27 protein-coding genes and 1 other annotated feature are annotated in these 24,788 nt (G+C 43.1%); of the genes, 24 read left to right on the top strand and 3 right to left on the bottom strand.

Going from position 1 to position 24,788, the window contains the following annotated elements; translation table 11 throughout:
- Position 1 precedes the first annotated feature (1 nt).
- On the bottom strand, positions 2 to 679 hold the full coding sequence (locus tag EAI95_RS04535) for an XRE family transcriptional regulator (protein ID WP_129822313.1): 678 nt from the start codon (positions 677 to 679) through the stop codon (positions 2 to 4).
- A 182-nt stretch (positions 680 to 861) separates the two neighbouring features.
- Here EAI95_RS04535 and rsmD point away from each other — a divergent pair, with 182 nt between their 5' ends.
- The 13 genes from rsmD to trpB all read left to right on the top strand — a co-directional run bounded on the left by rsmD (position 862) and on the right by trpB (position 12,667).
- Positions 862 to 1,401: a 16S rRNA (guanine(966)-N(2))-methyltransferase RsmD gene (rsmD, locus tag EAI95_RS04530; protein WP_129822312.1), complete on the top strand. Its 540-nt coding sequence runs from the start codon at positions 862 to 864 to the stop codon at positions 1,399 to 1,401.
- Positions 1,391 to 1,864: a pantetheine-phosphate adenylyltransferase gene (gene coaD, locus EAI95_RS04525; RefSeq protein WP_129822311.1), complete on the top strand. Its 474-nt coding sequence runs from the start codon at positions 1,391 to 1,393 to the stop codon at positions 1,862 to 1,864. Before rsmD ends, coaD begins: the two co-directional genes overlap by 11 nt.
- 77 nt (positions 1,865 to 1,941) lie before the next feature.
- Positions 1,942 to 2,976: a SepM family pheromone-processing serine protease gene (locus tag EAI95_RS04520; protein WP_193775107.1), complete on the top strand. Its 1,035-nt coding sequence runs from the start codon at positions 1,942 to 1,944 to the stop codon at positions 2,974 to 2,976.
- A gap of 162 nt (positions 2,977 to 3,138) precedes the next feature.
- Positions 3,139 to 3,849: a thiol-disulfide oxidoreductase-associated membrane protein CcdA2 gene (ccdA2, locus tag EAI95_RS04515; RefSeq protein WP_129822309.1), complete on the top strand. Its 711-nt coding sequence runs from the start codon at positions 3,139 to 3,141 to the stop codon at positions 3,847 to 3,849.
- A 26-nt stretch (positions 3,850 to 3,875) separates the two neighbouring features.
- Entirely contained in the window at positions 3,876 to 4,181 is a 306-nt protein-coding gene (locus tag EAI95_RS04510; protein WP_129822308.1) for a hypothetical protein, read from the top strand.
- A gap of 65 nt (positions 4,182 to 4,246) precedes the next feature.
- A complete protein-coding gene (locus tag EAI95_RS04505; protein WP_129822307.1) occupies positions 4,247 to 4,807 on the top strand; it encodes a redoxin domain-containing protein in 561 nt (186 codons plus the stop codon).
- Between the two features lie 12 nt (positions 4,808 to 4,819).
- The gene (gene msrB, locus EAI95_RS04500; RefSeq protein WP_129822306.1) at positions 4,820 to 5,941 is read left to right on the top strand and encodes a peptide-methionine (R)-S-oxide reductase MsrB; all 1,122 of its coding nucleotides are present in this window, start codon (positions 4,820 to 4,822) and stop codon (positions 5,939 to 5,941) included.
- A 58-nt stretch (positions 5,942 to 5,999) separates the two neighbouring features.
- A complete protein-coding gene (locus tag EAI95_RS04495) occupies positions 6,000 to 6,734 on the top strand; it encodes a response regulator (RefSeq protein ID WP_129822354.1) in 735 nt (244 codons plus the stop codon).
- Positions 6,731 to 8,449: a sensor histidine kinase gene (locus EAI95_RS04490; RefSeq protein WP_129822305.1), complete on the top strand. Its 1,719-nt coding sequence runs from the start codon at positions 6,731 to 6,733 to the stop codon at positions 8,447 to 8,449. The genes EAI95_RS04495 and EAI95_RS04490 overlap by 4 nt, the downstream gene beginning before the upstream one ends.
- Before the next feature lie 400 nt (positions 8,450 to 8,849).
- The gene (locus EAI95_RS04485) at positions 8,850 to 9,428 is read left to right on the top strand and encodes a YutD-like domain-containing protein (protein ID WP_129822304.1); all 579 of its coding nucleotides are present in this window, start codon (positions 8,850 to 8,852) and stop codon (positions 9,426 to 9,428) included.
- Positions 9,429 to 9,446: 18 nt separating this feature from the next.
- Positions 9,447 to 10,535, top strand: a complete 1,089-nt coding sequence (rlmN, locus tag EAI95_RS04480; RefSeq protein WP_006596799.1) for a 23S rRNA (adenine(2503)-C(2))-methyltransferase RlmN — start codon at positions 9,447 to 9,449, stop codon at positions 10,533 to 10,535.
- Positions 10,513 to 11,046 carry a VanZ family protein gene (locus EAI95_RS04475; protein WP_173018603.1) on the top strand — a complete coding sequence of 178 codons (534 nt, stop codon included), beginning with the start codon at positions 10,513 to 10,515 and terminating at the stop codon, positions 11,044 to 11,046. Before rlmN ends, EAI95_RS04475 begins: the two co-directional genes overlap by 23 nt.
- A gap of 77 nt (positions 11,047 to 11,123) precedes the next feature.
- Positions 11,124 to 11,359: a binding site (T-box leader), on the top strand.
- Positions 11,360 to 11,479: 120 nt separating this feature from the next.
- The gene (gene trpB, locus EAI95_RS04470; RefSeq protein WP_048715800.1) at positions 11,480 to 12,667 is read left to right on the top strand and encodes a tryptophan synthase subunit beta; all 1,188 of its coding nucleotides are present in this window, start codon (positions 11,480 to 11,482) and stop codon (positions 12,665 to 12,667) included.
- 6 nt (positions 12,668 to 12,673) lie between these two features.
- On the opposite strand, the gene EAI95_RS04465 is transcribed toward trpB, so the two are convergent.
- Positions 12,674 to 13,333, bottom strand: coding sequence for an A24 family peptidase (locus EAI95_RS04465; RefSeq protein ID WP_129822303.1), 660 nt, complete (start codon positions 13,331 to 13,333; stop codon positions 12,674 to 12,676).
- 153 nt (positions 13,334 to 13,486) lie between these two features.
- On the opposite strand from EAI95_RS04465, the gene EAI95_RS04460 reads away from it, so the two are divergent.
- The 4 genes from EAI95_RS04460 (at position 13,487) to EAI95_RS04445 (ending at position 15,048) form a co-directional block, all read left to right on the top strand.
- Positions 13,487 to 14,014 (top strand): Dps family protein, encoded by a 528-nt coding sequence (locus EAI95_RS04460; protein ID WP_006596795.1) that lies wholly within the window; start codon positions 13,487 to 13,489, stop codon positions 14,012 to 14,014.
- Between the two features lie 123 nt (positions 14,015 to 14,137).
- Positions 14,138 to 14,356, top strand: a complete 219-nt coding sequence (locus EAI95_RS04455; RefSeq protein ID WP_006596794.1) for a YqgQ family protein — start codon at positions 14,138 to 14,140, stop codon at positions 14,354 to 14,356.
- Positions 14,357 to 14,394: 38 nt separating this feature from the next.
- Complete coding sequence (locus tag EAI95_RS04450; protein WP_048715847.1) at positions 14,395 to 14,739, top strand: rhodanese-like domain-containing protein; 345 nt, start codon at positions 14,395 to 14,397, stop codon at positions 14,737 to 14,739.
- Between the two features lie 75 nt (positions 14,740 to 14,814).
- Positions 14,815 to 15,048: a hypothetical protein gene (locus tag EAI95_RS04445; RefSeq protein WP_129822302.1), complete on the top strand. Its 234-nt coding sequence runs from the start codon at positions 14,815 to 14,817 to the stop codon at positions 15,046 to 15,048.
- Between the two features lie 38 nt (positions 15,049 to 15,086).
- On the opposite strand, the gene EAI95_RS04440 is transcribed toward EAI95_RS04445, so the two are convergent.
- Complete coding sequence (locus tag EAI95_RS04440) at positions 15,087 to 15,809, bottom strand: 16S rRNA pseudouridine(516) synthase (protein WP_129822301.1); 723 nt, start codon at positions 15,807 to 15,809, stop codon at positions 15,087 to 15,089.
- Positions 15,810 to 16,046: 237 nt separating this feature from the next.
- Here EAI95_RS04440 and typA point away from each other — a divergent pair, with 237 nt between their 5' ends.
- The 7 genes from typA (at position 16,047) to ftsZ (ending at position 24,786) form a co-directional block, all read left to right on the top strand.
- On the top strand, positions 16,047 to 17,894 hold the full coding sequence (gene typA, locus EAI95_RS04435; RefSeq protein WP_129822300.1) for a translational GTPase TypA: 1,848 nt from the start codon (positions 16,047 to 16,049) through the stop codon (positions 17,892 to 17,894).
- A 22-nt stretch (positions 17,895 to 17,916) separates the two neighbouring features.
- Entirely contained in the window at positions 17,917 to 18,183 is a 267-nt protein-coding gene (locus EAI95_RS04430) for a DUF3165 family protein (RefSeq protein WP_023026447.1), read from the top strand.
- Between the two features lie 178 nt (positions 18,184 to 18,361).
- Entirely contained in the window at positions 18,362 to 19,714 is a 1,353-nt protein-coding gene (murD, locus tag EAI95_RS04425) for a UDP-N-acetylmuramoyl-L-alanine--D-glutamate ligase (protein WP_023022461.1), read from the top strand.
- Between the two features lies 1 nt (position 19,715).
- Positions 19,716 to 20,786, top strand: coding sequence for a UDP-N-acetylglucosamine--N-acetylmuramyl-(pentapeptide) pyrophosphoryl-undecaprenol N-acetylglucosamine transferase (locus tag EAI95_RS04420; RefSeq protein WP_129822299.1), 1,071 nt, complete (start codon positions 19,716 to 19,718; stop codon positions 20,784 to 20,786).
- Complete coding sequence (locus tag EAI95_RS04415) at positions 20,783 to 22,000, top strand: FtsQ-type POTRA domain-containing protein (RefSeq protein ID WP_023026448.1); 1,218 nt, start codon at positions 20,783 to 20,785, stop codon at positions 21,998 to 22,000. The genes EAI95_RS04420 and EAI95_RS04415 overlap by 4 nt, the downstream gene beginning before the upstream one ends.
- A 140-nt stretch (positions 22,001 to 22,140) precedes the next feature.
- The gene (ftsA, locus tag EAI95_RS04410) at positions 22,141 to 23,493 is read left to right on the top strand and encodes a cell division protein FtsA (RefSeq protein WP_023026449.1); all 1,353 of its coding nucleotides are present in this window, start codon (positions 22,141 to 22,143) and stop codon (positions 23,491 to 23,493) included.
- 15 nt (positions 23,494 to 23,508) lie between these two features.
- Positions 23,509 to 24,786 carry a cell division protein FtsZ gene (ftsZ, locus tag EAI95_RS04405; protein WP_129822298.1) on the top strand — a complete coding sequence of 426 codons (1,278 nt, stop codon included), beginning with the start codon at positions 23,509 to 23,511 and terminating at the stop codon, positions 24,784 to 24,786.
- The last annotated feature ends 2 nt before the right edge of the window (positions 24,787 to 24,788 follow it).

Below are 24,788 nucleotides of genomic sequence, written 5' to 3'. Positions count from 1 at the left end.
TCTAGACCTCCAGAGGGAGGAAGTGGCCAACCACGATACCGACGATTTTTGGTTCATCTTCGTAGGGAGCAAAAAGGTCATCATAGGCTGGGTTGATAGACTCTAGGCGGAGGCCCTCCTCTTCCCGATAGACTTTTTTGATATAGGTCTTCCCGTTCCACATGAGGGCGTAGACCGCTCCATCATAGTCAAATCCGGTTTGTTTCATCAAGGCAACGGAACCGTTTGGATAGCTTGGCTCCATCGAATCTCCAGAGACCCAAGAGGCAAAGTCGTGTTGGATCTCTTGGTCAAAATAAACGGTCTCGTAGTCGGTCTCATTGTCATAAAAGGTATGACCATGTCCAGCTGCCAAGTCGATAGAGAGGACACGGTAAGGGACCAAAGAGACCACCTTTTCTTGCTCTGCTAAGAGTTGGCTGGCCAAGAGATCGACCTTTTTCTGATGAGGTGGGGTTAGTAAAGGGTAGGTGAAAAGCGCTGAGCTCTTGTCGACAAAGTAGTCCTCTTTAACGGAGAGGCGCTTGGCCAACCTCCTGAGGTTTTTATCGTGTGGCTCTGCTAAGCCATTCTCCCAACTAGAGTAGGTCTTGCGACTAATCTCTAAGGATTCGTAGACCTGGGCTTGGGTTAGGCCGAGATCAAGTCGCCGGTCTTTTAATTTTTTTGCATCAAACATCTGCATTCTCCTATGTAACGTTTTAAAAGTTACATACAGTATAGCAAAAATAAATTCGGACTTCAAGAGAAAAGTGATAGGATTTTTCTTTGATAGCGAAAGGGATTTGGTTGAGCAGATATCAGATTGGGGAGGGTGGGTGTTTTTGTATCTTTTATCCAAATTTTGATATAATAATCTCTATGAAGATTGTATCAGGTACCTATGGAGGGCGTCCTCTTAAGACGCTCGAAGGAAAGACAACGAGGCCCACTTCAGATAAGGTGAGAGGGGCTATGTTTAATATGATCGGTCCTTATTTTGATGGGGGGCGGGTCTTGGATTTATATGCTGGCTCAGGAGGCTTGTCCATCGAAGCGGTATCGCGGGGGATGGAGCAGGCTGTCTTGGTCGAGAAAGATCGCAGAGCCCAAGCAATTATTGCCAGCAATATCCAAATGACCAAGGAAAGCCACAAGTTTCAATTGTTGAAGATGGAGGCTCACCAAGCTCTCAGCCAATTGCAGGGGACCTTTGACCTTGTCTTCCTGGATCCCCCCTATGCCAAGGAGCAGATCGTAGCCGATATTGAAACCTTGGCTGAACGAGACTTGCTGGGAGAAGAGGTCATGGTCGTCTGTGAGACAGACAAGGCAGTGGACTTGCCTGAGGAGATTGCTTGTCTAGGAATCTGGAAAGAAAAAATCTACGGAATTAGTAAGGTGACGGTTTATGTCAGATAAAATCGGATTATTTACAGGTTCATTTGACCCAATGACCTTGGGACACTTGGATTTGATAGAGCGAGCTAGTCGCTTGTTTGATCACTTGTATGTAGGCATCTTCTTTAATCATGAGAAGAAGGGCTATTTTACCATTGAGCAAAGAGAGGCCATAGTGACAGAGGCTGTGGCTCATTTGTCCAATGTAAGAGTCATCACCTCAGAGGCAGAGTTGGCAGTAGAGGTGGCTAGACGGTATGGGGTGACGAGCTTGGTTCGAGGCTTGCGCAATAGCCAAGACTTCCTCTATGAAAGTAACATGGACTACTTCAATCACCAGCTGGCTCCAGAGCTTGAGACTATCTATCTCTGTGCCCAGCCCCAGTACCAGGCCTTGAGCTCGACGAGAATTCGCGAGTTGCTGACCTTTCAGCAAGATGTCAGTGCCTATGTCCCAGAGAGTGTTATAAAGGAGATGAAATAAAAGGAATGAATGAATTTGAGAAACAAAGGGCTCAGCTAGCAGAAAGCCCATTTGAACCTGTACGCAAAAAAGATAGTGTGTGGAGAACCTATCGTTGGCCGATTATTGGGACCTTGCTTCTGATTTTGGCCTTGCTAGCTTTCTTTGTTCCCCTACCCTACTATCTGGAAATGCCAGGGAGTTCAGAAGATATTCGCCAAGTGATGCGCGTCAACCAGAAAAATGATGAAGCATCCGGTTCGTATGATTTTGTCACTGTTGCCGTCAAGCAAGCGACCTTCTCGGATATAGTCTATGCCTGGGTGACTCCTTTTACAGATATCCACTCTGAAAAAGAAATGACGGGCGGTAGTTCCAGTGAGGAATTTTTCCGGATCAATCAATTTTATATGGAAACCTCTCAAAATACTGCCAAATACCAAGGATTGAAAACGGCCGGAAAAGAGACAGAGATGGAATTCCTAGGTGTCTATGTCATGCAAGTAGCAGAAGACTCTACCTTTAAGGGTGTTCTAAATATTGCGGACACGGTTACGGCTGTGAATGACAAAACTTTCAAGAGCTCAAAAGAACTCATCGAGTATGTTGGTTCCCAAAAAATTGGGGACAAGGTCACAGTAACCTACACAGAAGATGGCCAGACCAAGACAGCTGAAGGAAAGATTATTAAGTTGGTCAATGGCAAGAATGGGATTGGGATCAGCTTGATCGACCGGACAGAAGTGAAGAGCGACGTGCCAATTGAGTTTGCGACAGCTGGCATCGGTGGGCCAAGTGCAGGGATGATGTTTAGTCTGTCCATCTATACCCAAGTAGCGGATCCAGACCTTCGTCAGGGACGCCACATCGCGGGGACAGGGACCATTAACCATGATGGGACTGTCGGAGACATCGGTGGAGTGGATAAGAAAGTCGTGGCAGCTGATCGCGCTGGTGCTGAAATCTTCTTTGCCCCTGATAATCCGGTGACAGAGGAAGTTAAAAAGAACAATCCTAATGCTAAGAGCAACTACGACGAAGCGGTAGAAACAGCTAAGAAAATTAAGACCAAGATGAAAATTGTCCCTGTCAAAACCTTGCAGGATGCTATTGATTATTTGAAAAAGAATTAAAGTAGCTTGCTCGACATAGTTTGTACTTGAAAGTATGAGCTGATGTTGGTAGATCGGAATATTCATCTCCCAATCAAATTCAAGTTTTTGCATATCAATCTCTCTATTTTTAGAGAGATTTTTTCTTTATACTAGTGTCAGAAAGTAAGGGAGGTAGTTGAAATGATTCAAACCAGTTTGTTTTCCATTTCAGTATTCTTAGCGGGAGTTCTATCATTTTTCTCCCCGTGTATTTTACCACTGATGCCAGTCTATGTAGGGATTTTATTGGATTCTGAGCATGAAAAAACGGTGCATATTTTTGGAAGAGATATTTCTTGGTATGGTTTGGTCAAGACCCTCTGTTTTATTGCTGGTCTATCAACCGTATTTCTCATCCTAGGTTATGGTGCGGGTGCCCTGGGTCAGGTACTCTATGCTCCCTGGTTCCGTTACCTACTAGGAGGGATTGTCATCTTATTGGGAATCCATCAGATGGGCCTCATTAATCTTCAGCAACTCCAAAAACAAAAGAGTATCCAACTGAAGAAGGACGAAAAACGCAACGAATTTTTCAATGCCTTTCTAATTGGAGTGACCTTTAGTTTTGGGTGGACTCCTTGTGTCGGACCTGTATTGAGCTCTGTTTTAGCCATTGTCGCTTCTGGAGGAGATGGGGCTTTACAAGGCGCTCTCCTGATGCTGGTCTATACATTAGGCTTGGCGCTACCCTTCTTAGTCTTGGCTCTAGCTTCTAGCTGGGGTCTACAACATTTTGCAAAACTCAAGCCCCATATGGGGACCTTGAAAAAAATCGGTGGTGCTCTCATCGTCTTGATGGGCATCTTGCTCATGCTGGGCAATCTCAACAGCCTAGCATCCCTGTTTCACTAATCTTGAATGATTAAAGGAGAAAAATCATGAAAAAAATTCTTGCACTTACCATTGCTACACTTAGCATCGTCACTTTAGCAGCTTGTTCTGGACAAAAATCTGATTCAGATATGAAAAAAACGGACGATAGTAGTATGATGAAGAAGGACGATATGAAGGATTCATCCATGTCCGATGATAAAATGAAAAAAGAAGATATGAAAGATTCATCTATGATGTCTGACAGCAGTTCTGAAATGAAGGACGATATGAAAAAAGATGAGATGAAATCGAGCGATTCAGAGATGAAGGACGACATGAGTGACTCATCTGACATGAAATCAGACCAATAAAGGACAATAGGAAGAGGAAGTCGTCTGCTTGGGCGACTTTCTCCCTATTTGAAGAGGAGGAAGACATGAAAAAAATAGCCTTAATAGCGACAGGACTTTTCTGTGTAGGATTGTTAGGGGCCTGCTCCGGCCAGGGGATGGAGTCATCCAATAAAAGCGAGACTAAGCAGACAGCCAAAACGGGAGGTTCAGAGCAAGTTGGCAAGAAGGTTCAGGATTTTAGCCTGCAAGGAGTAGACGGCAAGACCTACCGCTTATCAGATTACAAAGGGAAGAAAGTCTATCTCAAGTTTTGGGCTTCCTGGTGCTCAATCTGTCTTTCAACATTAGGTGACACAAATGATTTAGCAAAGGCAGAGGAGGGGAAAGATTATGTGGTCTTATCCGTTGTAGCTCCAACCTTTAATGGTGAAAAATCGGAAGCAGATTTCAAAAACTGGTACCAGTCTTTGGATTACAAGGATTTCCCAGTCTTGATGGATAGTAAGGGCGACTTACTCAAAGAGTATGGGATTCGCTCTTATCCATCTGCTCTCTTTATTGCGAGCGATGGAACTCTCGCCAAGACCCATATCGGCTATATGAGTAAGGAAGACATCGTCCAGACTCTAAAAGAAATGAAGTAAGGAGGACATAAAATGGAAACAAAATGGAAACTCATTTCCGTTCTTTTAGTGGGCCTGCTTTGTTTTGGACTCTTTTTCCTTATCAAAGGATCCATGACTTTGGATACATCAGATGCGACGACTGAGCAGATCAAAAAAGCATCCATGAGTCAGACACCAGTAGCAAACAAAAAGAAGGAAGAAAAAGTCAATCCAGAAGACCAACGAGAAATCTATCTAGCTGGTGGTTGCTTCTGGGGTGTGGAAGAGTATTTTTCCCGTGTTCCAGGCGTCATTGATGCCGAATCAGGTTATGCCAATGGAAAAGGGGATACCACCAAGTATGAACTGGTCAACCAAACAGGGCATGCTGAAACGGTACACATCACCTATAATGTCAAGAAGGTTTCTCTGAAAGAATTGCTTCTACACTATTTCCGGATTATTGATCCAACATCAAAAAACCGTCAGGGAAATGATCAGGGTAGTCAATATCGGACAGGAGTTTATTACACCGATCAAGCAGATTTGCCAACCATAAACCAAGTATTTGAAGAGGTGGCGAAGAAATATGATAAGACTTTAGCTGTAGAAAAAGAAGAACTTGCTAATTATATCAAGGCAGAAGACTACCATCAGGACTATCTACAGAAACATCCGAATGGCTATTGTCACATTGATGTGAATCAAGCTTCTTATCCGGTTATTGACGCTAGTCGCTATCCAAAACCAAACGATGAAGAAATCAAGAAGAAGTTATCGCCCGAAGAATATGCAGTGACGCAAGAGAATGATACAGAGCGTGCTTTTTCTAACCGCTATTGGGATAAGTTTGAAGCGGGCATCTATGTGGATGTCGTAACAGGAGAGCCCCTCTTCTCCTCAAAAGATAAATTTGATTCTGGTTGTGGTTGGACAAGCTTTAGCAGGCCGATCAGTCCCGATGTGGCAACCTACAAGGAAGATAAAAGTTTCAATATGACTCGGACAGAGGTTCGGAGTCGAGTAGGAAATTCCCATCTAGGCCACGTCTTTACTGATGGACCTAAGGAAAAAGGTGGGCTTCGCTACTGCATCAATAGTTTGTCAATCAAATTCATTCCTAAAGCAGAGATGGCAGAAAAGGGCTACGGCTATTTGTTGGACTATGTCTGAGACTTTTTGCGACCTACTTTGATATAATGAGTATAATAAGGGGAAGTAGGTGAAACACATGTATTCAATCATGATTGTAGAAGACGAAGAGCTGGTTCGGCAGGGACTTACTTCTCTAGTGAATTATGAACAGTTTGGGATGAAAGTCATTGACCAAGCGGAGAATGGGCGAATAGCTTGGGAAAAATTTCAAGCACAACCGGCTGATCTTCTCTTGACGGATATCAATATGCCACAGATGAATGGCTTAGATTTGGCCCAACTGGTCCGAGAGAAAGCTCCGTCCTGCCATATCATCTTTCTAACAGGCTATGATGATTTTGAGTTTGCTCGGAAAGCCATTAGACTCGGAGCAGATGACTATCTCCTCAAGCCCTTTTCAAAAGCGGATATTGAAGAGATGCTGGGGAAAGTCAAGAATAAGCTAGACGAGGAACGAAAGAAAGCCCAGGTTGAAACCTTGGTGGATCAGAGGCCTTCGACAGAGTTGGAAGAGGCTATTCATTCCCGCTTATCGGATTCCCAATTGACCCTCAAGGACTTGGCTTCTCAACTGGGTTTTAGTCCCTCTTATCTGAGTGTCTTAATCAAGAAAAAATTGGGCCTCCCTTTTCAAGAATACTTGATCCAAGAACGGATGAAAAAGGCCAAACTTTTACTCTTGACGACCGATCTCAAGATTTATGAGATTGCAGATCAGGTTGGCTTTGAGGATATGAACTATTTTTCTCAACGCTTTAAACAAGTAGTCGGTGTAACCCCAAGACAATACAAAAAAGGAGAGCATGAATGAAACGATACCCTTTGCTGATTCAGCTGATTGTCTATGTATTTGTCTTCATTCTCTTACTCTTGGGTTTGGTCGGTAGTCTATACTATCAAACTAGCTCAGCAACCATTGGCCAACTGACAGAGCGGACAACCCGCAATAGTATCGACCAGAGTAGTCAGTTTATCACCTCCTATCTGAAAAAATTGAAGCAGACCACCTCGGTCCTTAGTAAAGAAGAGACCGTTCGTCAGTTTGCTCAAGACAAGGAGGTGAGCCCAGAAGCCGTTCAAAGTCTGATGCAAACCATTATTGAGACAGACCCAGATCTGGTTTCGGCTGTCTTGGTGACCAAGGATGGACGCCTTGTTGCTACGGATTCTCAAATTAGCATGAAGACCTCATCGGATATGATGAACGAAAGCTGGTATCAGGAAGCTATCAAGGAGAGGGCCATTCCTGTCTTGACGCCGGCCCGGAAGGAATCCTTGTCTTCAGAGAAGGACAAGTGGGTGATTTCTATCACTCAGGAAGTGGTGGATGCTTCTGGTCAAAATCTAGGAGTTTTGCGCCTAGATATTGGTTATCAAAGTCTAGAGGCTTATCTGGATCATCTCCAACTAGGAAAAAAAGGCTTTAGTTTCATCGTCAATCAGAAGCATGAATTTGTCTACCATCCTAAAAAGACAGTCTATTCTTCCAGTCGGGAAATGCAGGCCATGCAACCCTATATTGCTGTCAAGGATGGCTATGCCCAAAAGGGGCAGAACTTTGTCTACCAAATTGCTATACCAGAGAGTGATTGGACCTTAATTGGAGTGGCTTCTCTGGAAGGTCTCCAGATGCTTCAGTCACAGATGCTCTATTCCTTTATAGGCTTAGGAGCTCTCGTCCTCATCATGTGCTGGCTGGGAATCTGGTTCATTCTGCGCTTGTGGATTAAACCCCTACAAGACTTGCAGGCAGTCATTCTGAAAATAGGAGCTGGTGATTCCCACTTGCGGGCGACTACCAAGGGATCGCCCGAACTGGTAGATCTTGCTCAAGCCTTTAATCGTATGTTGGATCAAATTGAAAACCTTATGCAATTGGTTAAAGAAGAGGAACAAAACGCAAGACGTTATGAACTGCGAGCTCTTTCAGCTCAGATCAATCCACATTTCCTCTATAACACCTTGGATACCATTGTCTGGATGGCTGAGTTTAATGATGGTCAGCGCGTGGTTGACCTGACTAAGTCCCTAGCCAAATATTTCCGCCTTGCTCTCAATCAAGGACAAGAACAAATTAGGCTTCAGGACGAAATAGACCATGTGCGCCAGTATCTCTTTATTCAGAAACAACGCTATGGGGATAAGTTGAATTATGAAATTTTAGAAGAGGGAAGGTTGGGAGACTATCAGCTTCCTAAACTGGTCCTACAACCCTTAGTGGAGAATGCCATCTATCATGGCATCAAGGAGATGGATCGGCCGGGCATGATACGAGTCACTTCGGAAATCAGAGAAGAACAAGTGGTCCTGACGATTTACGATAATGGACGAGGCTTTGCCTTGTCTGAGTCGACAGACCAAACCCTTCTTAGGCTAGGAGGCGTTGGTTTGCAAAATGTGGATCAACGCTTGCGGTTACAGTTTGGGGCTAGCTATCATATGGAGATTGATTCTAAGCCTAATAGCTATACGAAAATCACTCTTCATTTACCCCTTTCATCTGGCGATGAACATTCATGGGAGTGAAAAAGAACTTCATAAAATAAAAAAGTTGAAAAGGTTACCCAAATCTTTTCAATTTTCCCACCCCCGCACAGTTGAGTAGGGCTGTAAAAGCTGATGAAATCAGCGTAGTAGAGCCCACTCAACAACTGCGTCTTGCTCGACAATCCAAAGACAATTGAGAGGCTAGGACCTTTGTCCCAGCCTCCTTTTTACGTTCAAAATGAAAATAGAGTCTTCTAAAAAACTTTCCTTAGGTGAGTACGGAGGTTAGGTGAAATTAACCAGGTGGGACAGGAAGAAAAGGTAAATTAAATCGTCAGACTTTTTACAGAATCTCTCTTTTCCGTTGAAATTCTATCTAAAGTTAGGGATTTATGATAAAATAAAGTGTTACAACTAAAGGTATGAATAAAGGAAGACTATGCGCAAAGAAATATCCCCTGAATTATTTAATTATAATAAATATCCTGGACCGGAATTTCGTCTGGTTGGCAATCAAGTGCTAGCAGAACAATTGACATTTGAGCTAGTTGAGAACCAAAATGATGCCTTTGATGCGACGGTCTTTGGTCAGCGTTTTTCAGAGATTTTAACCAAATTTGATTACATTGTCGGTGATTGGAGCAATGAGCAGTTGCGTCTACGTGGCTTCTATAAAGAGGAACGTCCAGTCACAGATGCAGAGAAAATCAGTCGCCTGGAAGATTATTTACTAGAATACTGTAGCTATGGCTGTGCTTATTTTGTCCTAGAAAATACAGAACCCCGTCGAGCATCCTTTGACAAAAAATCTTCTCCAAAACAACAAGAAGAGGGCAACCGTTCTGCTAAGCGTGGCGGTCGTCAAAATCGCCGAAATCGTTCTAAAAATCAGCCACGAGAACGTGAACAAGAGCAAAAACAAAAGACTTCTCAGCCAAAGAAAAAGAACCGTCAGCGGTCTAGAAAAAAAGATGCACAAGGTGAGCAAGACCGTCACTTTGTCATCCGTCAAAAGTAAAGAGAGAAAAGAGATAAGATGAAACCTTCAATTTATGGCCTGACTCGACAAGAGCTAATCGAGTGGGCAGAAGAAAATGGTGAAAAGAAATTCCGAGCGACCCAAATCTGGGAATGGCTCTATCGCAAACGCGTCCAGTCATTTGAAGAAATGACCAACCTATCGAAGGACTTGATTGAAACCTTGAACGACCAGTTCGTGATTAATCCTTTGAAACAACGAATCGTGCAAGAGTCGGCAGATGGGACTGTCAAATACCTCTTTGAATTGCCAGATGGCATGTTGATCGAGACAGTATTGATGCGTCAACACTACGGCTTGTCAGTCTGTGTCACCACTCAGGTAGGGTGCAACATCGGCTGTACCTTCTGTGCATCTGGTTTGATCAAGAAGCAACGCGATTTGAACAGTGGGGAAATCGTTGCCCAAATCATGTTGGTTCAAAAATACTTTGACGAACGTGGACAAGATGAACGCGTCAGCCACATCGTTGTGATGGGAATTGGTGAGCCGTTTGACAACTACAAGAATGTCTTGAGCTTTGTCCGTACGGTCAATGATGACAAGGGGTTGGCTATCGGTGCCCGCCACATTACCGTTTCAACGTCTGGCTTGGCTCATAAGATTCGTGATTTTGCCAATGAAGGGGTTCAGGTCAATTTGGCAGTATCCCTGCATGCTCCAAACAATGACTTGCGTTCTAGCATCATGAAAATCAACCGGGCCTTCCCGATTGAGAAATTATTTGCGGCCATTGAGTACTATATCGAAACGACCAACCGTCGGGTGACCTTCGAGTATATCATGCTCAACGAAGTCAATGATGGTGTTGAGCAAGCCTTGGAATTGGCAGAACTCCTCAAAAAGATCAAGAAGCTATCTTATGTCAACTTGATCCCTTACAACCCAGTTAGTGAGCATGATCAATATAGCCGGAGTCCAAGAGAGCGCGTGATGGCCTTCTATGACACCTTGAAGAAAAACGGAGTCAACTGCGTGGTTCGTCAAGAGCATGGTACGGATATCGATGCCGCTTGTGGACAATTGCGTTCTAATACGATGAAGAGAGACCGGGAGAAAGCCATTGTTGAAGAAGCTCAACCGTAACAACAGGCTGATAGAACAAGGGCAATTAACAAAAAAAGGAAGACAACTGCTACTAGGTGGCAGTTTCTTCTATTTTGTCCTGCTCTGCCTCATGTGTTTTCTTCCCCAGCAGCCTGAACCAGGGATGGAAACACCTGGGATTCAACATTTTGGTCGCGTAGTCGTATTACTGATTCCCTTTAATTCTCTCATCAACCTAGGTCAAGTGACCAGTCTGCTCCAGCTGATCAAGGTGTTTGTACAGAATATAGCCAATATTTTTCTCTTATCTCCTTTGGTCTTTCAACTGCTGTGGCTCTGGCCTTGGCTAGGCACTCGGAAACGCGTCCTTTGCTTTAGTCTAGGGATGAGTTTGTGGATTGAGCTCAGTCAGATTGTCCTAGACCTTTTATTTGATTTCAATCGGGTGTTTGAGATAGATGATCTGTGGACCAATACCCTGGGAGGCTACCTAGCCTATCTGTGTTTTAAATGGCTGCAAGCTTCTATAAGTAAGGACAACCTATCTTAGTTTGGTACAAAATCCGAACGATTGAAGACGGTTTCAAATTTTGGGTTGACAAATTGTAGGCAGGAAGCTATAATAGCTTCAAGACATCAGAAAAGTAGGGATTTTTCTCACTTCCAGGGAGCTTGTGGTGATTGCGAACAAGCAGTGGTGAATCTTGAAATGGGCTGATGCGTTTATGATGATGAATTTGAAACAATAAAAATTCGGTGAGCACACCTTATCGTGCACCCTGTTGTTAGACAGGTCAGAGATGTAGGAGAAAGAATAGCTTCCTACAATAGAGGTGGCACCGCGGTATCGAATCGTCCTCACACAGATTTTTCTGTGTGAGGTTTTTTGTATCTCAAAGGAATCCAGTGAGACTGCAGCTCAAAGGGCCAGCGAGAGAAAAAATCATAAACAGGATTGAAAATATAGAAAAGAGGACACAATCATGACAGAAACAAAAGGCTATTTCGGACAATTTGGTGGATCTTTCGTACCAGAACCCATTCAAAACTTGCTGGATCAATTAGAGGCAACTTTTGAACAGTACAAAAATGACCCAGAATTTATCGCAGAATACAAACATTATTTGAAAGATTACTCTGGTCGGGAAACACCACTCTACTTTGCGGAAAGTTTGACAGAGCATTTAGGTGGGGCAAAAATTTATTTGAAGCGCGAAGATTTGAATCACCTAGGTTCGCATAAATTGAATAACGTCTTGGGGCAAATCCTCTTGGCCAAACGCATGGGCAAAACGCGCGTGATTGCCGAAACAGGAGCCGGTCAACACGGTGTGGCTACAGCGGCTGCAGCAGCTAAGTTCGGCATGGCCTGTGATGTCTACATGGGAGCAGAAGACGTGGAACGCCAACGTCTCAATGTCTTCCGCATGGAAATGATGGGGGCAACCGTCCATGCGGTTGAAACAGGTACAAAGACCTTGAAAGACGCTGTTGATGCTGCGTTTGGAGCATGGATGGCGGATCTGGATGCTTTTTATGTCTTGGGTTCTGCCGTTGGACCTCACCCCTACCCAACCATTGTGCATGAATTCCAAAAGGTGATCAGTGAAGAATCTAAACGCCAAATCTTGGAAAAAGAAGGGCGTTTGCCGGATTATGTCATTGCCTGTGTTGGTGGGGGATCCAATGCCATTGGTGCCTTCTCCCAATATGTAGGTGATGAAGAGGTCAAATTGGTCGGAGTTGAAGCGGCAGGCCATGGTTTGGATACTGATCAGCACGCAGCGACCATGACCAAGGGGACTGTTGGAGTTGTCGATGGCATGAAGACCTATGCTGTCTTTGGCGAAGATGGGAAAGTAGCACCAGTGTACTCAATCTCTGCTGGTTTGGACTACCCAGGGGTTGGTCCAGAGCATGCCTTCTTTAAAGACTCTGGTCGTGTCGAATATGTAGCAGCGACAGATGATGAAGCAGTTCAAGCGCTTCTTCTTCTCAGTAAGACAGAAGGGATCCTCCCAGCCATCGAAAGTTCACACGCGATTGCAGAAGCGGTCAAACGTGCTCCACAATTGGACAAAGACAAGATCATCATCATCAATGTTTCTGGACGTGGAGACAAGGACGTAGCTGCTATTGCAGATTATCTAGAAGCGAAAGCAACAAACTAAACAATCTTATCTGCTAAAAATTGTAAAAAAGAGTAAAGCATGATAACTCAGAAAAAGACAGGGAACGAAAGGAATCCGGTCTTTTTCTTTTTTAAAGAGAAAGACCAGGAGACCAATGAGGGAAGCCCCTTGCATGACTAGGAGGACTTGGGTAGCTGAGAGGGTCAAAGAAAAAGTAGCCAGTAAGAGAAAGTCCCCTGCTCCAATGCCAATGGAGTAAAGACAAGATAGAATTCCTAAGAAGAGAAAGACTCCCATTAAGAGGGTAGGACCGGTGCAAAGTAGGCAAAGAGTGTGGAGTATTAGCCAGAGAAGGAGAGGGTACTCCATGGAGCGCAAATCATAGATAGCCAAAATACAACTGCCAAGCAGAAGCAGGAGATGAGGAATGGGAAGAAAGCCCTGATAGCATAGCAAAAAAAGGAGGCCACTCCAGCCTTCAAAAAGGGCATACCAATAAGGAAGAGGACTCTGGCAGTAGCGACAACGGAATCGAAAAAGTACTTGTGAGAGAATGGGAATCAGGTCCAGAGGTCTTAAGGTCTGTTGGCAACGATCGCAGTGGCTTCTCGGACAGATGATGGAGCTTTCTGGAAAGCGGTCAATGACGAGCCCTAAAAAGGAGGCGATGCAGGCACCGACTGTAAAAAAATAAAAGTTAATCATACTTATATAATTCGTAAAAAAGATGACGAATAACGATTAGAACTGAAACAATTTTCTAACTTTTCTTATTTAAGCATTTTCTCTTGCATTTCTTAATTAGAAGGATTATAATATAACTAAATTAGAATAATTCTAAAAAAGGAGAATTTAGTTATGACAACAATTAAAAAAGAAGCAGCAAAAGACGTAGCAACATTTGCAACAATCAGTGAAGTAAGCAAGAGTTTAACTGATACAAAAGCGGTTCTCAACCAAGTGGTGGCAGATCTTTATGTCGCTCATATTGCCTTGCACCAAGTGCACTGGTATATGCGTGGCCGTGGTTTCCTCGTATGGCATCCAAAAATGGATGAGTACATGGAAAGCTTGGATGCGACTCTTGATGAAGTGAGTGAACGCTTGATTACCTTGGGTGGTGCCCCATACGCTAGCATGGTTGAGTTCTTGGAACACAGCAACATCCAAGAAGAAAAAGGTTCATTCGAACGCTCTATGGAAGAAAATTTGGGACGTGTTCTTTCTATCTTCCGCTACTTGGTAAGTCTTTATCAAAAAGCCTTGGATATCACAGATGCTGAAGGAGATGACGTGACCAACGATATCTTTGTTGGTGCAAAAGCTGAATTGGAAAAACATATCTGGATGATTGCCGCTGAATTAGGTCAAGCACCAGGTTTGTAATCTGAAAATAAACAAACGAGCCTTCCTTGCTTGGGAGGCTCATTTTTGTTTGGATGAGATGTTTCCTGTAAATAAAATAGGAGCCATCTTGAAAATACTTGAAAGATTTGATAGAATAAGCACATGAAAACCCTGTACGATGTTCAACAATTTCTGAAAAAATTTGGAATCATTATTTATGTCGGAAAACGACTTTACGACATCGAATTAATGAAGATTGAATTGAAAAGGATCTATGACGCTGGGCTGATGGAAAAATTGGATTATCTAGAAGCAGAAGCCGTCTTACGTAGAGAACACGCACAGGAATTACGCTATTTAGAAGAGGAAAAAGAAAAGTGAGTTTAACAAATATTTTAGTATGGTTGATTGTTTTAGGGATGTTTGGCTGGATGGGCTACAATTACTTCCGTATCCGTCGTGCTGCAAAAATTGTGGACAATGCAGAGTTTGAAGAATTGATCCGCAAAGGCCAATTAGTGGACTTGCGTGATCCAAATGAGTTCCACGCTAAGCATATTTTGGGAGCTCGGAATATTCCTTCCAACCAGTTAAAAGTGAGTCTGTCTGCTCTTCGCAAAGATAAACCAGTCTTGCTCTATGAGAACAGTCGTGGGTCCCGTGTGACCAATGCGGCTCTCTTCTTGAAAAAACAGGGCTATAAAGATATCTATATCTTGTCCTATGGTTTGGATTCATGGGATGGGAAAGTCAAGACTAATTAAAATCAAGGAACATTTTGCTAAAGACGCTTGATGCGCCATCATAAAATGATATTAATTTTAAGGAGTTTCTAGAAATTGCAAGAAAAGAATAACGCCTCACTTGTTATGGGGATCCTATCTATCATCCTTGCTTTTGTATTCCCATTATTAGGTCCGATTTTGGGTATCCTAGGATTGGTCTTGGCTAGTTCAAATCAAAGAGAATCCGGACTAGACTATACCACAGAAAAAATTCTCTCTATTTTAGGAATTGTGCTTTCTGTAGTTATGTTTATCGTAATTATCTCACAACTTTCAGGGATTAACTAAAACAAAAAAGCTTTAAAACTAAAGCTTTTTTTGTTTTATCAATTGTTTTCTAAATAGTTTTTAATAATCTGTAATTCATCTTGGTTCAAGGGGCGGTAATCACCTGTTGTTAGGTCGGGGTCTAATGAAAAATCTCCAAATTTGATTCGCTTGAGGCTAGTTACCTTGACACCGACAGATAAAAACATCTTTTTCACCTGATGAAATTTCCCTTCAGACAGGGTGACCAGGGCCTGGCTTTCTTTGGGACTGGAGTTAAGGATTTTTAGTTTGGCGGGCTTGCATGTTTTCCCATCTAAGAAGGTGATTCCTTCTTGAAATTCTTCTATATGAGCGGGTTCGAGAGGGCCGTTGACTGTTACCTCGTATTTTTTTTCGATATGGTATTGGGGATGAAGGAGTTGGAAACCTAGAGGTCCATTGTCTGTGAGTAGGAGGAGTACGGTCGTATCCCGATCCAGTCGACCGATAGGATAGGTCTTGGGGGTCCGGTCTTCTGCTCGGAGGAGGTCCAACACTGTAGGATGTTGGGCATCCTTGGTAGCCGTCACTAGTCCTTGAGGTTTATGAAGAAGAAAATAGTGATGGGAACAGTCGGTAAGGACCTGATCCTTCCAGCGAACTTCTTGGAGACCTGTATCCACATTTTGGGATAATTTTGTTGCAGCAAGTCCGTCGACTAGGATCTGCTTTTTGGCTAGGCTCTGTTTGATTTCTTTGCGGGGAATTTGGTAGTGGGCCAGTAATTGATCTAATCTCATAAAAGACAGGATAGCATGAAATGGAGAGAAGCACAAGTATTCGGAAAAAGGATGAAGAAAAGGGATAAAGAGGTGAAAGATTTTCATGAATAGAGTGGTTAGGAGTGGGAATGAGAAAGAAGGTTTTCGAAAGAAAGCATGAAAACATTTACACTTGTCTGAGTTATGCCATTTGCTTAAAATTGTGGTATAATCGTTCAGTTAGAAAATAAATTTTTGAATACAATAGAGGAAATCATGACAAAATTAAGAGAAGATATCCGTAATATCGCGATTATCGCCCACGTCGACCATGGGAAAACAACCCTCGTTGACGAATTGTTGAAACAATCTGAAACTCTTGACGCACGTACAGAGTTGGCAGAGCGTGCTATGGACTCAAACGATATCGAAAAAGAGCGTGGAATCACCATCCTTGCGAAAAATACAGCAGTTGCCTACAATGGAACTCGTATCAACATCATGGACACACCAGGACACGCGGACTTCGGTGGAGAAGTTGAGCGGATCATGAAAATGGTTGACGGTGTTGTTTTGGTCGTAGATGCCTACGAAGGAACCATGCCACAGACTCGTTTCGTATTGAAAAAAGCCTTGGAACAAGACCTTGTGCCGATCGTTGTAGTTAACAAAATCGATAAGCCATCTGCTCGTCCAGCAGAAGTAGTAGACGAAGTCTTGGAACTCTTCATCGAGCTTGGTGCGGATGATGACCAACTTGACTTCCCAGTCGTTTATGCGTCAGCGATCAACGGAACATCTTCCTTGTCAGATGATCCAGCAGATCAAGAAAAGACCATGGCGCCAATCTTTGACACTATTATCGACCACATTCCAGCTCCAGTTGATAACTCAGATGAGCCCCTTCAATTCCAAGTGTCTCTTCTTGACTACAATGACTTCGTAGGACGTATCGGTATCGGACGTATCTTCCGTGGTACAGTAAAAGTTGGGGACCAAGTAACCCTTTCTAAACTAGACGGCACAACGAAGAACTTCCGTGTTACGAAACTCTTTGGTTTCTTTGGTTTGGAACGTCGTGAAATCCAAGAAGCTAAAGCAGGTGACTTGATTGCCGTATCAGGTATGGAAGATATCTTCGTTGGGGAAACCATTACTCCAACAGATGCAGTTGAAGCTCTTCCAGTTCTTCATATCGATGAGCCAACCCTTCAAATGACCTTCTTGGTCAACAACTCACCTTTTGCAGGTCGTGAAGGAAAATGGGTGACATCTCGTAAGGTTGAAGAGCGCCTTCAAGCAGAATTGCAAACAGACGTTTCTCTTCGTGTAGAACCAACAGACTCACCAGATAAATGGACCGTTTCAGGACGTGGGGAATTGCACTTGTCTATCTTGATCGAAACCATGCGTCGTGAAGGATACGAGCTTCAAGTATCTCGTCCAGAGGTTATCATTAAAGAAATCGATGGTGTGAAATGTGAGCCGTTTGAACGTGTGCAAATCGACACACCAGAAGAATACCAAGGGTCTGTCATCCAAAGCCTTTCTGAACGTAAGGGTGAAATGTTGGATATGGTTGCAACAGGTAACGGTCAAACTCGTTTGGTCTTCCTTGTTCCTGCGCGTGGTTTGATTGGATACTCAACTGAATTCTTGTCAATGACTCGTGGTTACGGGATCATGAACCATACCTTTGACCAATACTTGCCATTGATTCCAGGGGAAATCGGTGGTCGTCACCGTGGTGCCCTTGTTTCTATCGATACTGGTAAGGCAACAACCTACTCTATCATGTCTATCGAAGAACGTGGTACGATCTTTGTCAACCCAGGTACTGAGGTTTACGAAGGAATGATTATCGGTGAAAACTCTCGTGAAAATGACTTGACCGTTAACATCACCAAGGCTAAACAAATGACCAATGTCCGTTCAGCTACTAAGGACCAAACAGCGGTTATCAAGACTCCTCGTATCTTGACTCTTGAAGAATCACTTGAGTTCTTGAATGACGATGAGTACATGGAAGTAACGCCAGAATCTATTCGTTTGCGTAAGCAAATCCTCAACAAAGCAGAGCGCGAAAAAGCAAACAAAAAGAAAAAATCAGCTGCAGCTGAATAAGAAATAAGAAAGGAGTGACAAAATGGTTTATTTAATTATAGGTATTTTGATCCTCCTTTTTTATCTTTTTGCAGCTCCAAAGAGTATTAGAGGAACTCTGAATGTAGTAACCCTGGTCGTATTATTGGTCTCTTTGGTGATTCTGCTTTGCTTAGCAATTTTCCAAATCTTCCAATTACCTTCAGAATTTTTTGTTGGTGCCTTCCTTGCTTTTGTAGGCTACCTGGCCCTTGTTGATATCTCGCGGTTGCCAACCAAGTCTTCTAAACGCTTGGATAAATCAGAATAAACTGGAGATTTTTACTCCAGAAATAGAGTCGTTGTGATGTAAAATCATGGCGACTTTTTTATGAAAGAAGGGGAAGAGGTCATTTTTGTAAGGTGTTGCTTCTTTTGCTGTCTTAAGGCTTTTTAAATTGTCTAAAAAAGGGTAAAATAGAAGGTGAACAAATTGGAGTAAAAAAGCTATGAACATCATTGAAACATTTAAAAATAAAAAAGTCCTTGTTTTAGGATTGGCGAAATCCGGAGAATCTGCAGCACGTTTACTAGATCGCTTAGGAGCCATCGTAACGGTGAATGATGGAAAAGCCTTTGAAGAAAATCCTGCAGCCCAGAGTTTGCTGGAAGAAGGAATCAAAGTCGTGACAGGAGGACATCCTCTGGAACTCTTGGATGAAGACTTTGCGGTGATGGTGAAGAATCCTGGAATTCCATACACGAATCCCATGGTCCAACGGGCCCTTGAAAAAGGCATCCCTGTTTTGACTGAGGTTGAATTGGCTTACCTCATTTCAGAAGCGCCGATCATCGGCATCACTGGTTCAAATGGAAAGACAACCACCACTACCATGATTGGGGAAGTGTTAACTGCCGCTGGACAAAATGGTCTTTTGTCTGGGAATATTGGTTTTCCAGCTAGTCAAGTCGCTCAAACAGCGACAGCTAAAGACACATTGGTGATGGAATTATCTTCTTTCCAATTGATGGGAATTGAAGCCTTCCATCCAGAAATCGCAGTGATTACTAATCTCATGCCAACCCACTTGGATTATCATGGATCCTTCGAAGGTTATGTAGCTGCAAAATGGGCTATTCAAAAGAATATGACTGCCAAGGATTTTGTGGTACTGAACTTTAACCAAGATCTCGCTAAAGATTTGGCTAAGCAAACGCAGGCTACTGTGGTGCCATTTTCAACTCAAAAAAAGGTGGACGGAGCTTATTTAGAGGATGGTGTCCTTTACTTCCGAGGTGAAGCCGTTATGCGAGCAGATCAAATCGGAGTACCAGGTAGTCACAATGTAGAAAATGCTTTAGCTACCATTGCAGTGGCCAAACTTCGTGGCATTGACAATCAAACGATCCAAGAAACCTTATCAGCCTTTGGCGGGGTGAAGCACCGCTTGCAGTATGTGGCTGAAATTGAAGGGGTGAAATTCTACAATGATAGTAAGTCTACCAATATCTTAGCAACCCAAAAAGCCTTGTCTGGATTTGATAACGCTCATGTCATCTTAATCGCTGGTGGCTTGGACCGAGGCAATGAATTTGATGAATTGGTGCCAGATATTACCGGTCTTAAAAAAATGGTCATCCTTGGAGAGTCTGCTGAACGGGTGAAACGGGCAGCGGATCAAGCAGGTGTGGCCTATCTAGATGCGACGGATGTGGCAGACGCAACGCGCAAAGCCTTTGAATTCGCTGATGCAGGCGATATTGTCTTGCTTAGTCCAGCCAATGCCAGCTGGGACATGTATGCGAATTTTGAAGTGCGGGGCGATGAATTCCTTAAAACAGTAGAAGAGTTGAAAAAATAATATGAAAAAAATAGTATTCACAGGGGGAGGTACAGTTGGCCACGTCACCTTGAACCTTCTCCTTATCCCTCGCTTTATCGAGGACGGTTGGGAAGTTCATTATATTGGAGACAAGAAAGGGATTGAACACCAAGAGATTTTGAAATCTGGCTTGGACATTCAATTCCACTCGATTGCGACGGGTAAGCTGCGCCGTTATTTCTCTTGGCAAAACATGTTGGATATCTTCAAGGTCTTCTGGGGGATTCTCCAATCGATTTGGATCATGCTGTGTGTACGGCCACAGGTCTTGTTTTCTAAAGGAGGCTTCGTTTCGGTTCCTCCGGTAGTGGCTGCACGACTTTGTTTCGTTCCTGTATTGGTACACGAATCAGACCGTTCCATGGGCTTGGCCAATAAAATTGCTTATAAGTTTGCGACGAAAATGTTCACGACCTTTGAGCAACCGAAAAGCCTAGTCAAAGCCCAACATGTAGGAGCTGTGACCAAGGTTCATCAGGGGCAAGTTCCAACCCCAGTAGAATTAGAAGCAGTATTTGCTCAATTTGATCCACAGTTGCCAACCCTTCTCTTTGTGGGGGGCTCTGCTGGTGCACGAGTGTTCAATGAGTTTGTTACAAATAATCGAGAAGCCTTGTTGGCAAGCTACAATGTCATTAATTTGACAGGGGACTTCTCTTTAAATGAGCAAGCTCCTCATCTTTATCGCGTGGATTACGTGACGGATCACTATCTTCCATTGCTCCAAAAGGCAGACCTAGTGGTGACTCGTGGCGGTGCCAATACGATTTTTGAACTCTTAGCCATGAATAAGCTACATATCATCGTTCCTCTAGGAAAAGAAGCTAGTCGGGGAGATCAGATCGAAAACGCTCAATATTTCGTTGAGAAAGGTTATGCAGAAACCATCGCTGAACCAGAATTGAGCATGGATCGTTTGCAAAATACGATGGATAAAATGTTCCAAGGGGCAGAAAGCTATCATCAAGCGATGAAGTCTTCGAATGAGCTGCTTTCCTTGGATGAATTTTACAGTCTGGTCCATCAAGAAATTAATAAAAGGAAAAAATGACGGATAAGAAGAACCAAAAAACTCCTAAGGAAGTCACTAAGCTCTCTGAGTGGCAGAGACGAAACCAGGAGTATCAAAAGAAAAAACAATTAGAAGAGCAAGAAGAAAAAGAAAAGAAAGCACAAGAAGAGAAGGAAAGACAGGAACTTCTGAATCAAAAAACTCCCTCTGAAGATCTAGATGCCGTAGAGCAAGATGCCGAGACTATAGATGAAGAGGAAGATGAGAATGTGGCCAATGTAGCTGAGGAGGAATTGCAAGAAACTCTTCCTGAAGAAATAGAAGAAGAGTCTGAAGAAGAAAAAATCATCTACCTAACAGAAGCTTCAGAAGCTATGTTCGAAGAAGAGGTACTAGCGAAGGAGGCTAAAAAGGAAGGCCAAATTGCGAGACGTCACATCTACAGAGCTATTCCAGTTTTGGTTATCAGTACCCTGATTGCTCTCTTTTCTACCTATCTTTTAACGCCCCTAGCGAAGCAAAAAGTGATCGAATTTTCAGGGAATAAAAATACGGATCAGACCCTGTTGTTCGAAAAAAGTCGTATCCAAGATCGGGATTATACCTTGACAACTTTCTTAAATCGGGATCGTTATCTTGCTAATATGAAGGCGGCGAGTCCCTGGGTCAAGGATATATCAATGACCTATGCTTTCCCTACGACTTTTAAGGTTCAGGTTGAGGAATACCAGGTTTTTGGTTACTATGTGAATGAGGAAGACCACTATCCCATTTTAGAGAATGGAGAAGTCGTGGAGACACCGGTTGCTACGGATCAGCTTCCCAAGTCTTACCTAAGCGTTCGTTTTTCTGATCGAGAATTGGTCCGACAATTTGTCAAACAACTGGGGAAAATACCATCTACTGTACGAGATAAAATTGAGTCAGTGGACTTGACACCGAGCAAGGTGACTAAGGATTTGGTGACGCTAACCATGAAGGATGGCACCAAGGTTTTAGTGCCTGTATCTCAGATCAAGCGTAAATTGCCTTATTACGATAAGATTCGTAAACTGATTGAAGATGACAGTGTCATTGACATGGAAGCGGGTATATACAGTTATAATGCAGAAACAATGGCTACTTTAGCTCAGGAAAAGAAAGAAGAAGAGCAAGGGGAAGGGAACAAAACGGAGGAAGCGGACGCCAACTCGACAGATTCTGATGAGAGTGCAGTCGTAACCGAGCAACACGAAGAAGTTCCCGCTGAGTAAGCCCTCATAAATTATCTGAAATAAATGAAGAAAATATGCCCACTATGGGCATATTTGTGTTATAATAAAATTTGGATAGTTCTAACTAAATGGAGCTATTAACTGACGTATAGGAAAACAAAAGAGAGAGGACTGGTGTAATGGCTAGAAACGGCTTTTTTACAGGTTTAGATATCGGTACTAGTTCAATAAAAGTATTGGTGGCAGAACATGTCAATGGAGAAATGAATGTAATTGGAGTCAGCAATGCGAAAAGTGCTGGCGTCAAAGATGGAATTATTGTTGATATTGAGGCTGCTTCGAATGCGATTAAAAATGCAGTAAGTCAGGCAGAAGAAAAAGCAGGAATTTCAATCAATCTTGTCAACGTTGGATTGCCAGCGAACCTTCTTCAAATTGAAGCAACTCAAGGAATGATTCCTGTAACCAGTGATTCAAAAGAAATTACGGATGCAGACGTGGAAAATGTTGTACGGTCTGCTTTGACGAAGAGTATGACGCCTGACCGTGAAGTCATTACCTTTATTCCAGAAGAATTCACAGTCGATGGTTTCCAAGGAATTCGTGACCCACGTGGTATGATGGGGATTCGTTTGGAAATGCGTGGACTCTTGTATACTGGTCCAAGAACTGTCCTCCATAATTTACGGAAAACAGTTGAACGTGCTGGTTTACAAGTTGAAAACATCATTATTTCACCGCTTGCAATGATTAAGTCTGTATTAAACGAAGGAGAACGTGAGTTTGGTGCGACTGTCATTGATTTAGGTGGAGGACAAACGACAGTAGCTTCTGTTCGTAATCAAGAACTTCAATTTACAAATATCTATCAAGAAGGTGGCGACTACGTTACTAAGGATATTTCTAAAGTATTGAAAACTTCTCAAAAATTAGCAGAAAGTTTGAAGTTCAACTATGGAGCAGCTTATGTTCCTGCAGTTGGTGATGAAGTCTTCCATGTTGAAGTGATTGGTGAAGTAGAACCTGTTCAAGTATCTGAAAAATATTTGGCAGAAATTATTTCAGCTCGGATTAAACACATCTTCGACCAAATCAAACAAGATCTTGAAAGAAGACATTTGCTTGATTTGCCTGGAGGAATTGTCATCATCGGTGGTGGCGCTATTCTCCCTGGTATTGAAGAGTTGGCACAAGAAGTCTTTGGTGTAAATGTGAAATTGTACGTTCCAAATCAAATTGGTATCCGCAATCCAGCTTTTGCCCACGTGATTAGCTTGTCTGAATATGCAGGAAATCTAACAGATGTAGATATTCTTGCTCAGGCTGCTGTACATGGGGACCAACGTCTTCGTCAGCAACCAATTCAGTTCGAACGCCCAACACAGCAACCAGTAGTTCCAGCTTATGTACCGGACGAAATTGAACCTGTAGTAAACGTCGAGCAACAACATCCAGTTGAAGAACAAAAACAAGAAGAAAAAACTACCTTTACAGACCGAATGAAGAATTTAATCGGTAATATGTTTGATTAAGGAGTGTAAGTATTTATGACATTTTCATTTGACACAGCAGCGGCACAAGGTGCAGTTATTAAAGTAATCGGTGTCGGTGGCGGTGGCGGTAATGCCATCAACCGTATGATTGACGAAGGAGTTGCTGGTGTAGAATTCATCGCAGCAAACACAGACGTACAAGCACTTTCAAGTGCAAAAGCAGAAACAGTTATCCAATTGGGTCCTAAGTTGACTCGTGGTTTGGGTGCTGGAGGTCAACCTGAGGTTGGTCGTAAAGCCGCAGAAGAAAGTGAAGAAGTATTGACGGAAGCTTTGCAAGGTGCAGACATGGTCTTCATCACAGCGGGAATGGGTGGAGGATCTGGTACAGGTGCTGCACCAGTTATCGCTCGTATTGCTAAAGCTGTTGGTGCTTTGACAGTAGCCGTTGTGACTCGTCCTTTCGGATTTGAAGGAACCAAACGTAGCAACTATGCAATCGAAGGGATCAATGAACTTCGCGAGCATGTGGATACCTTGTTGATCATTTCTAACAACAACTTGTTAGAAATTGTTGATAAGAAAACACCACTTCTTGAAGCATTGAGTGAAGCAGATAATGTCCTTCGCCAAGGGGTTCAAGGGATCACTGACTTGATCACAAGCCCAGGATTGATTAACCTTGACTTCGCTGACGTGAAGACTGTTATGGAAAACAAAGGAAATGCCTTGATGGGTATCGGTGTTGGTAATGGTGAAGAGCGTGTGATTGAAGCAGCTCGTAAAGCCATCTACTCACCACTCCTTGAAACAACCATTGACGGTGCTGAAGATGTGATCGTCAACGTTACTGGTGGTTTGAATATGACCTTGATTGAAGCAGAAGAAGCTTCTGAAATTGTTAACCAAGCAGCTGGTCATGGCGTAAACATTTGGCTCGGTACATCTATTGATGAATCAATGAAAGATGAGATTCGTGTAACGGTTGTCGCAACTGGTGTTCGTCAGGACAAAGTTGAAAAAGTTAGTGGAATTGCATCTCATGCACCAAGTTCAGCACGTTATTATCAAACTGGACCACGTGAACAACGTCCACAAACTCCACAATTTGATCGCGAATTCGATTTGAAGGAAGAAATCGACATGCCTACTCCTCAATCACGTGCTAAACAAGAAAAACCTCGTGGATCTGCGTTTGGAGATTGGGACATTCGTCGTGAAAACATTGTACGTCAGTCTGATACTAGCACTGGTCGTCAAGTTGAGCGCTATGTGGATTCTTCTTCAGAAGATGATGAGTTGGAAACACCACCATTTTTCCGTAACCGTTAAGA

It is taken from the genome of Streptococcus sp. bf_0095 (assembly GCF_004166885.1).
Classification (GTDB): Bacteria; Bacillota; Bacilli; order Lactobacillales; family Streptococcaceae; genus Streptococcus.
Note: the sequence above shows the minus strand (reverse complement) of the source record. Positions and strands in the feature narration are given on the sequence as shown.

Bases quoted from the DNA above. Each gene is read 5' to 3' on its own strand.
- coaD (WP_129822311.1), top strand. From the start codon at position 1,391: ATGTCAGATAAAATCGGATTATTTACAGGTTCATTTGACCCAATGACC.
- EAI95_RS04430 (WP_023026447.1), top strand. From the start codon at position 17,917: ATGGTTTATTTAATTATAGGTATTTTGATCCTCCTTTTTTATCTTTTT.
- EAI95_RS04510 (WP_129822308.1), top strand. From the start codon at position 3,876: ATGAAAAAAATTCTTGCACTTACCATTGCTACACTTAGCATCGTCACT.
- murD (WP_023022461.1), top strand. From the start codon at position 18,362: ATGAACATCATTGAAACATTTAAAAATAAAAAAGTCCTTGTTTTAGGA.
- ftsZ (WP_129822298.1), top strand. From the start codon at position 23,509: ATGACATTTTCATTTGACACAGCAGCGGCACAAGGTGCAGTTATTAAA.
- EAI95_RS04490 (WP_129822305.1), top strand. From the start codon at position 6,731: ATGAAACGATACCCTTTGCTGATTCAGCTGATTGTCTATGTATTTGTC.
- msrB (WP_129822306.1), top strand. From the start codon at position 4,820: ATGGAAACAAAATGGAAACTCATTTCCGTTCTTTTAGTGGGCCTGCTT.
- ccdA2 (WP_129822309.1), top strand. From the start codon at position 3,139: ATGATTCAAACCAGTTTGTTTTCCATTTCAGTATTCTTAGCGGGAGTT.
- EAI95_RS04450 (WP_048715847.1), top strand. From the start codon at position 14,395: ATGTTTGGCTGGATGGGCTACAATTACTTCCGTATCCGTCGTGCTGCA.
- rlmN (WP_006596799.1), top strand. From the start codon at position 9,447: ATGAAACCTTCAATTTATGGCCTGACTCGACAAGAGCTAATCGAGTGG.
- EAI95_RS04420 (WP_129822299.1), top strand. From the start codon at position 19,716: ATGAAAAAAATAGTATTCACAGGGGGAGGTACAGTTGGCCACGTCACC.
- rsmD (WP_129822312.1), top strand. From the start codon at position 862: ATGAAGATTGTATCAGGTACCTATGGAGGGCGTCCTCTTAAGACGCTC.
- EAI95_RS04415 (WP_023026448.1), top strand. From the start codon at position 20,783: ATGACGGATAAGAAGAACCAAAAAACTCCTAAGGAAGTCACTAAGCTC.
- trpB (WP_048715800.1), top strand. From the start codon at position 11,480: ATGACAGAAACAAAAGGCTATTTCGGACAATTTGGTGGATCTTTCGTA.
- EAI95_RS04455 (WP_006596794.1), top strand. From the start codon at position 14,138: ATGAAAACCCTGTACGATGTTCAACAATTTCTGAAAAAATTTGGAATC.
- EAI95_RS04505 (WP_129822307.1), top strand. From the start codon at position 4,247: ATGAAAAAAATAGCCTTAATAGCGACAGGACTTTTCTGTGTAGGATTG.
- EAI95_RS04460 (WP_006596795.1), top strand. From the start codon at position 13,487: ATGACAACAATTAAAAAAGAAGCAGCAAAAGACGTAGCAACATTTGCA.
- EAI95_RS04535 (WP_129822313.1), bottom strand. From the start codon at position 679: ATGTTTGATGCAAAAAAATTAAAAGACCGGCGACTTGATCTCGGCCTA.
- ftsA (WP_023026449.1), top strand. From the start codon at position 22,141: ATGGCTAGAAACGGCTTTTTTACAGGTTTAGATATCGGTACTAGTTCA.
- EAI95_RS04485 (WP_129822304.1), top strand. From the start codon at position 8,850: ATGCGCAAAGAAATATCCCCTGAATTATTTAATTATAATAAATATCCT.
- EAI95_RS04495 (WP_129822354.1), top strand. From the start codon at position 6,000: ATGTATTCAATCATGATTGTAGAAGACGAAGAGCTGGTTCGGCAGGGA.
- EAI95_RS04465 (WP_129822303.1), bottom strand. From the start codon at position 13,333: ATGATTAACTTTTATTTTTTTACAGTCGGTGCCTGCATCGCCTCCTTT.
- typA (WP_129822300.1), top strand. From the start codon at position 16,047: ATGACAAAATTAAGAGAAGATATCCGTAATATCGCGATTATCGCCCAC.
- EAI95_RS04440 (WP_129822301.1), bottom strand. From the start codon at position 15,809: ATGAGATTAGATCAATTACTGGCCCACTACCAAATTCCCCGCAAAGAA.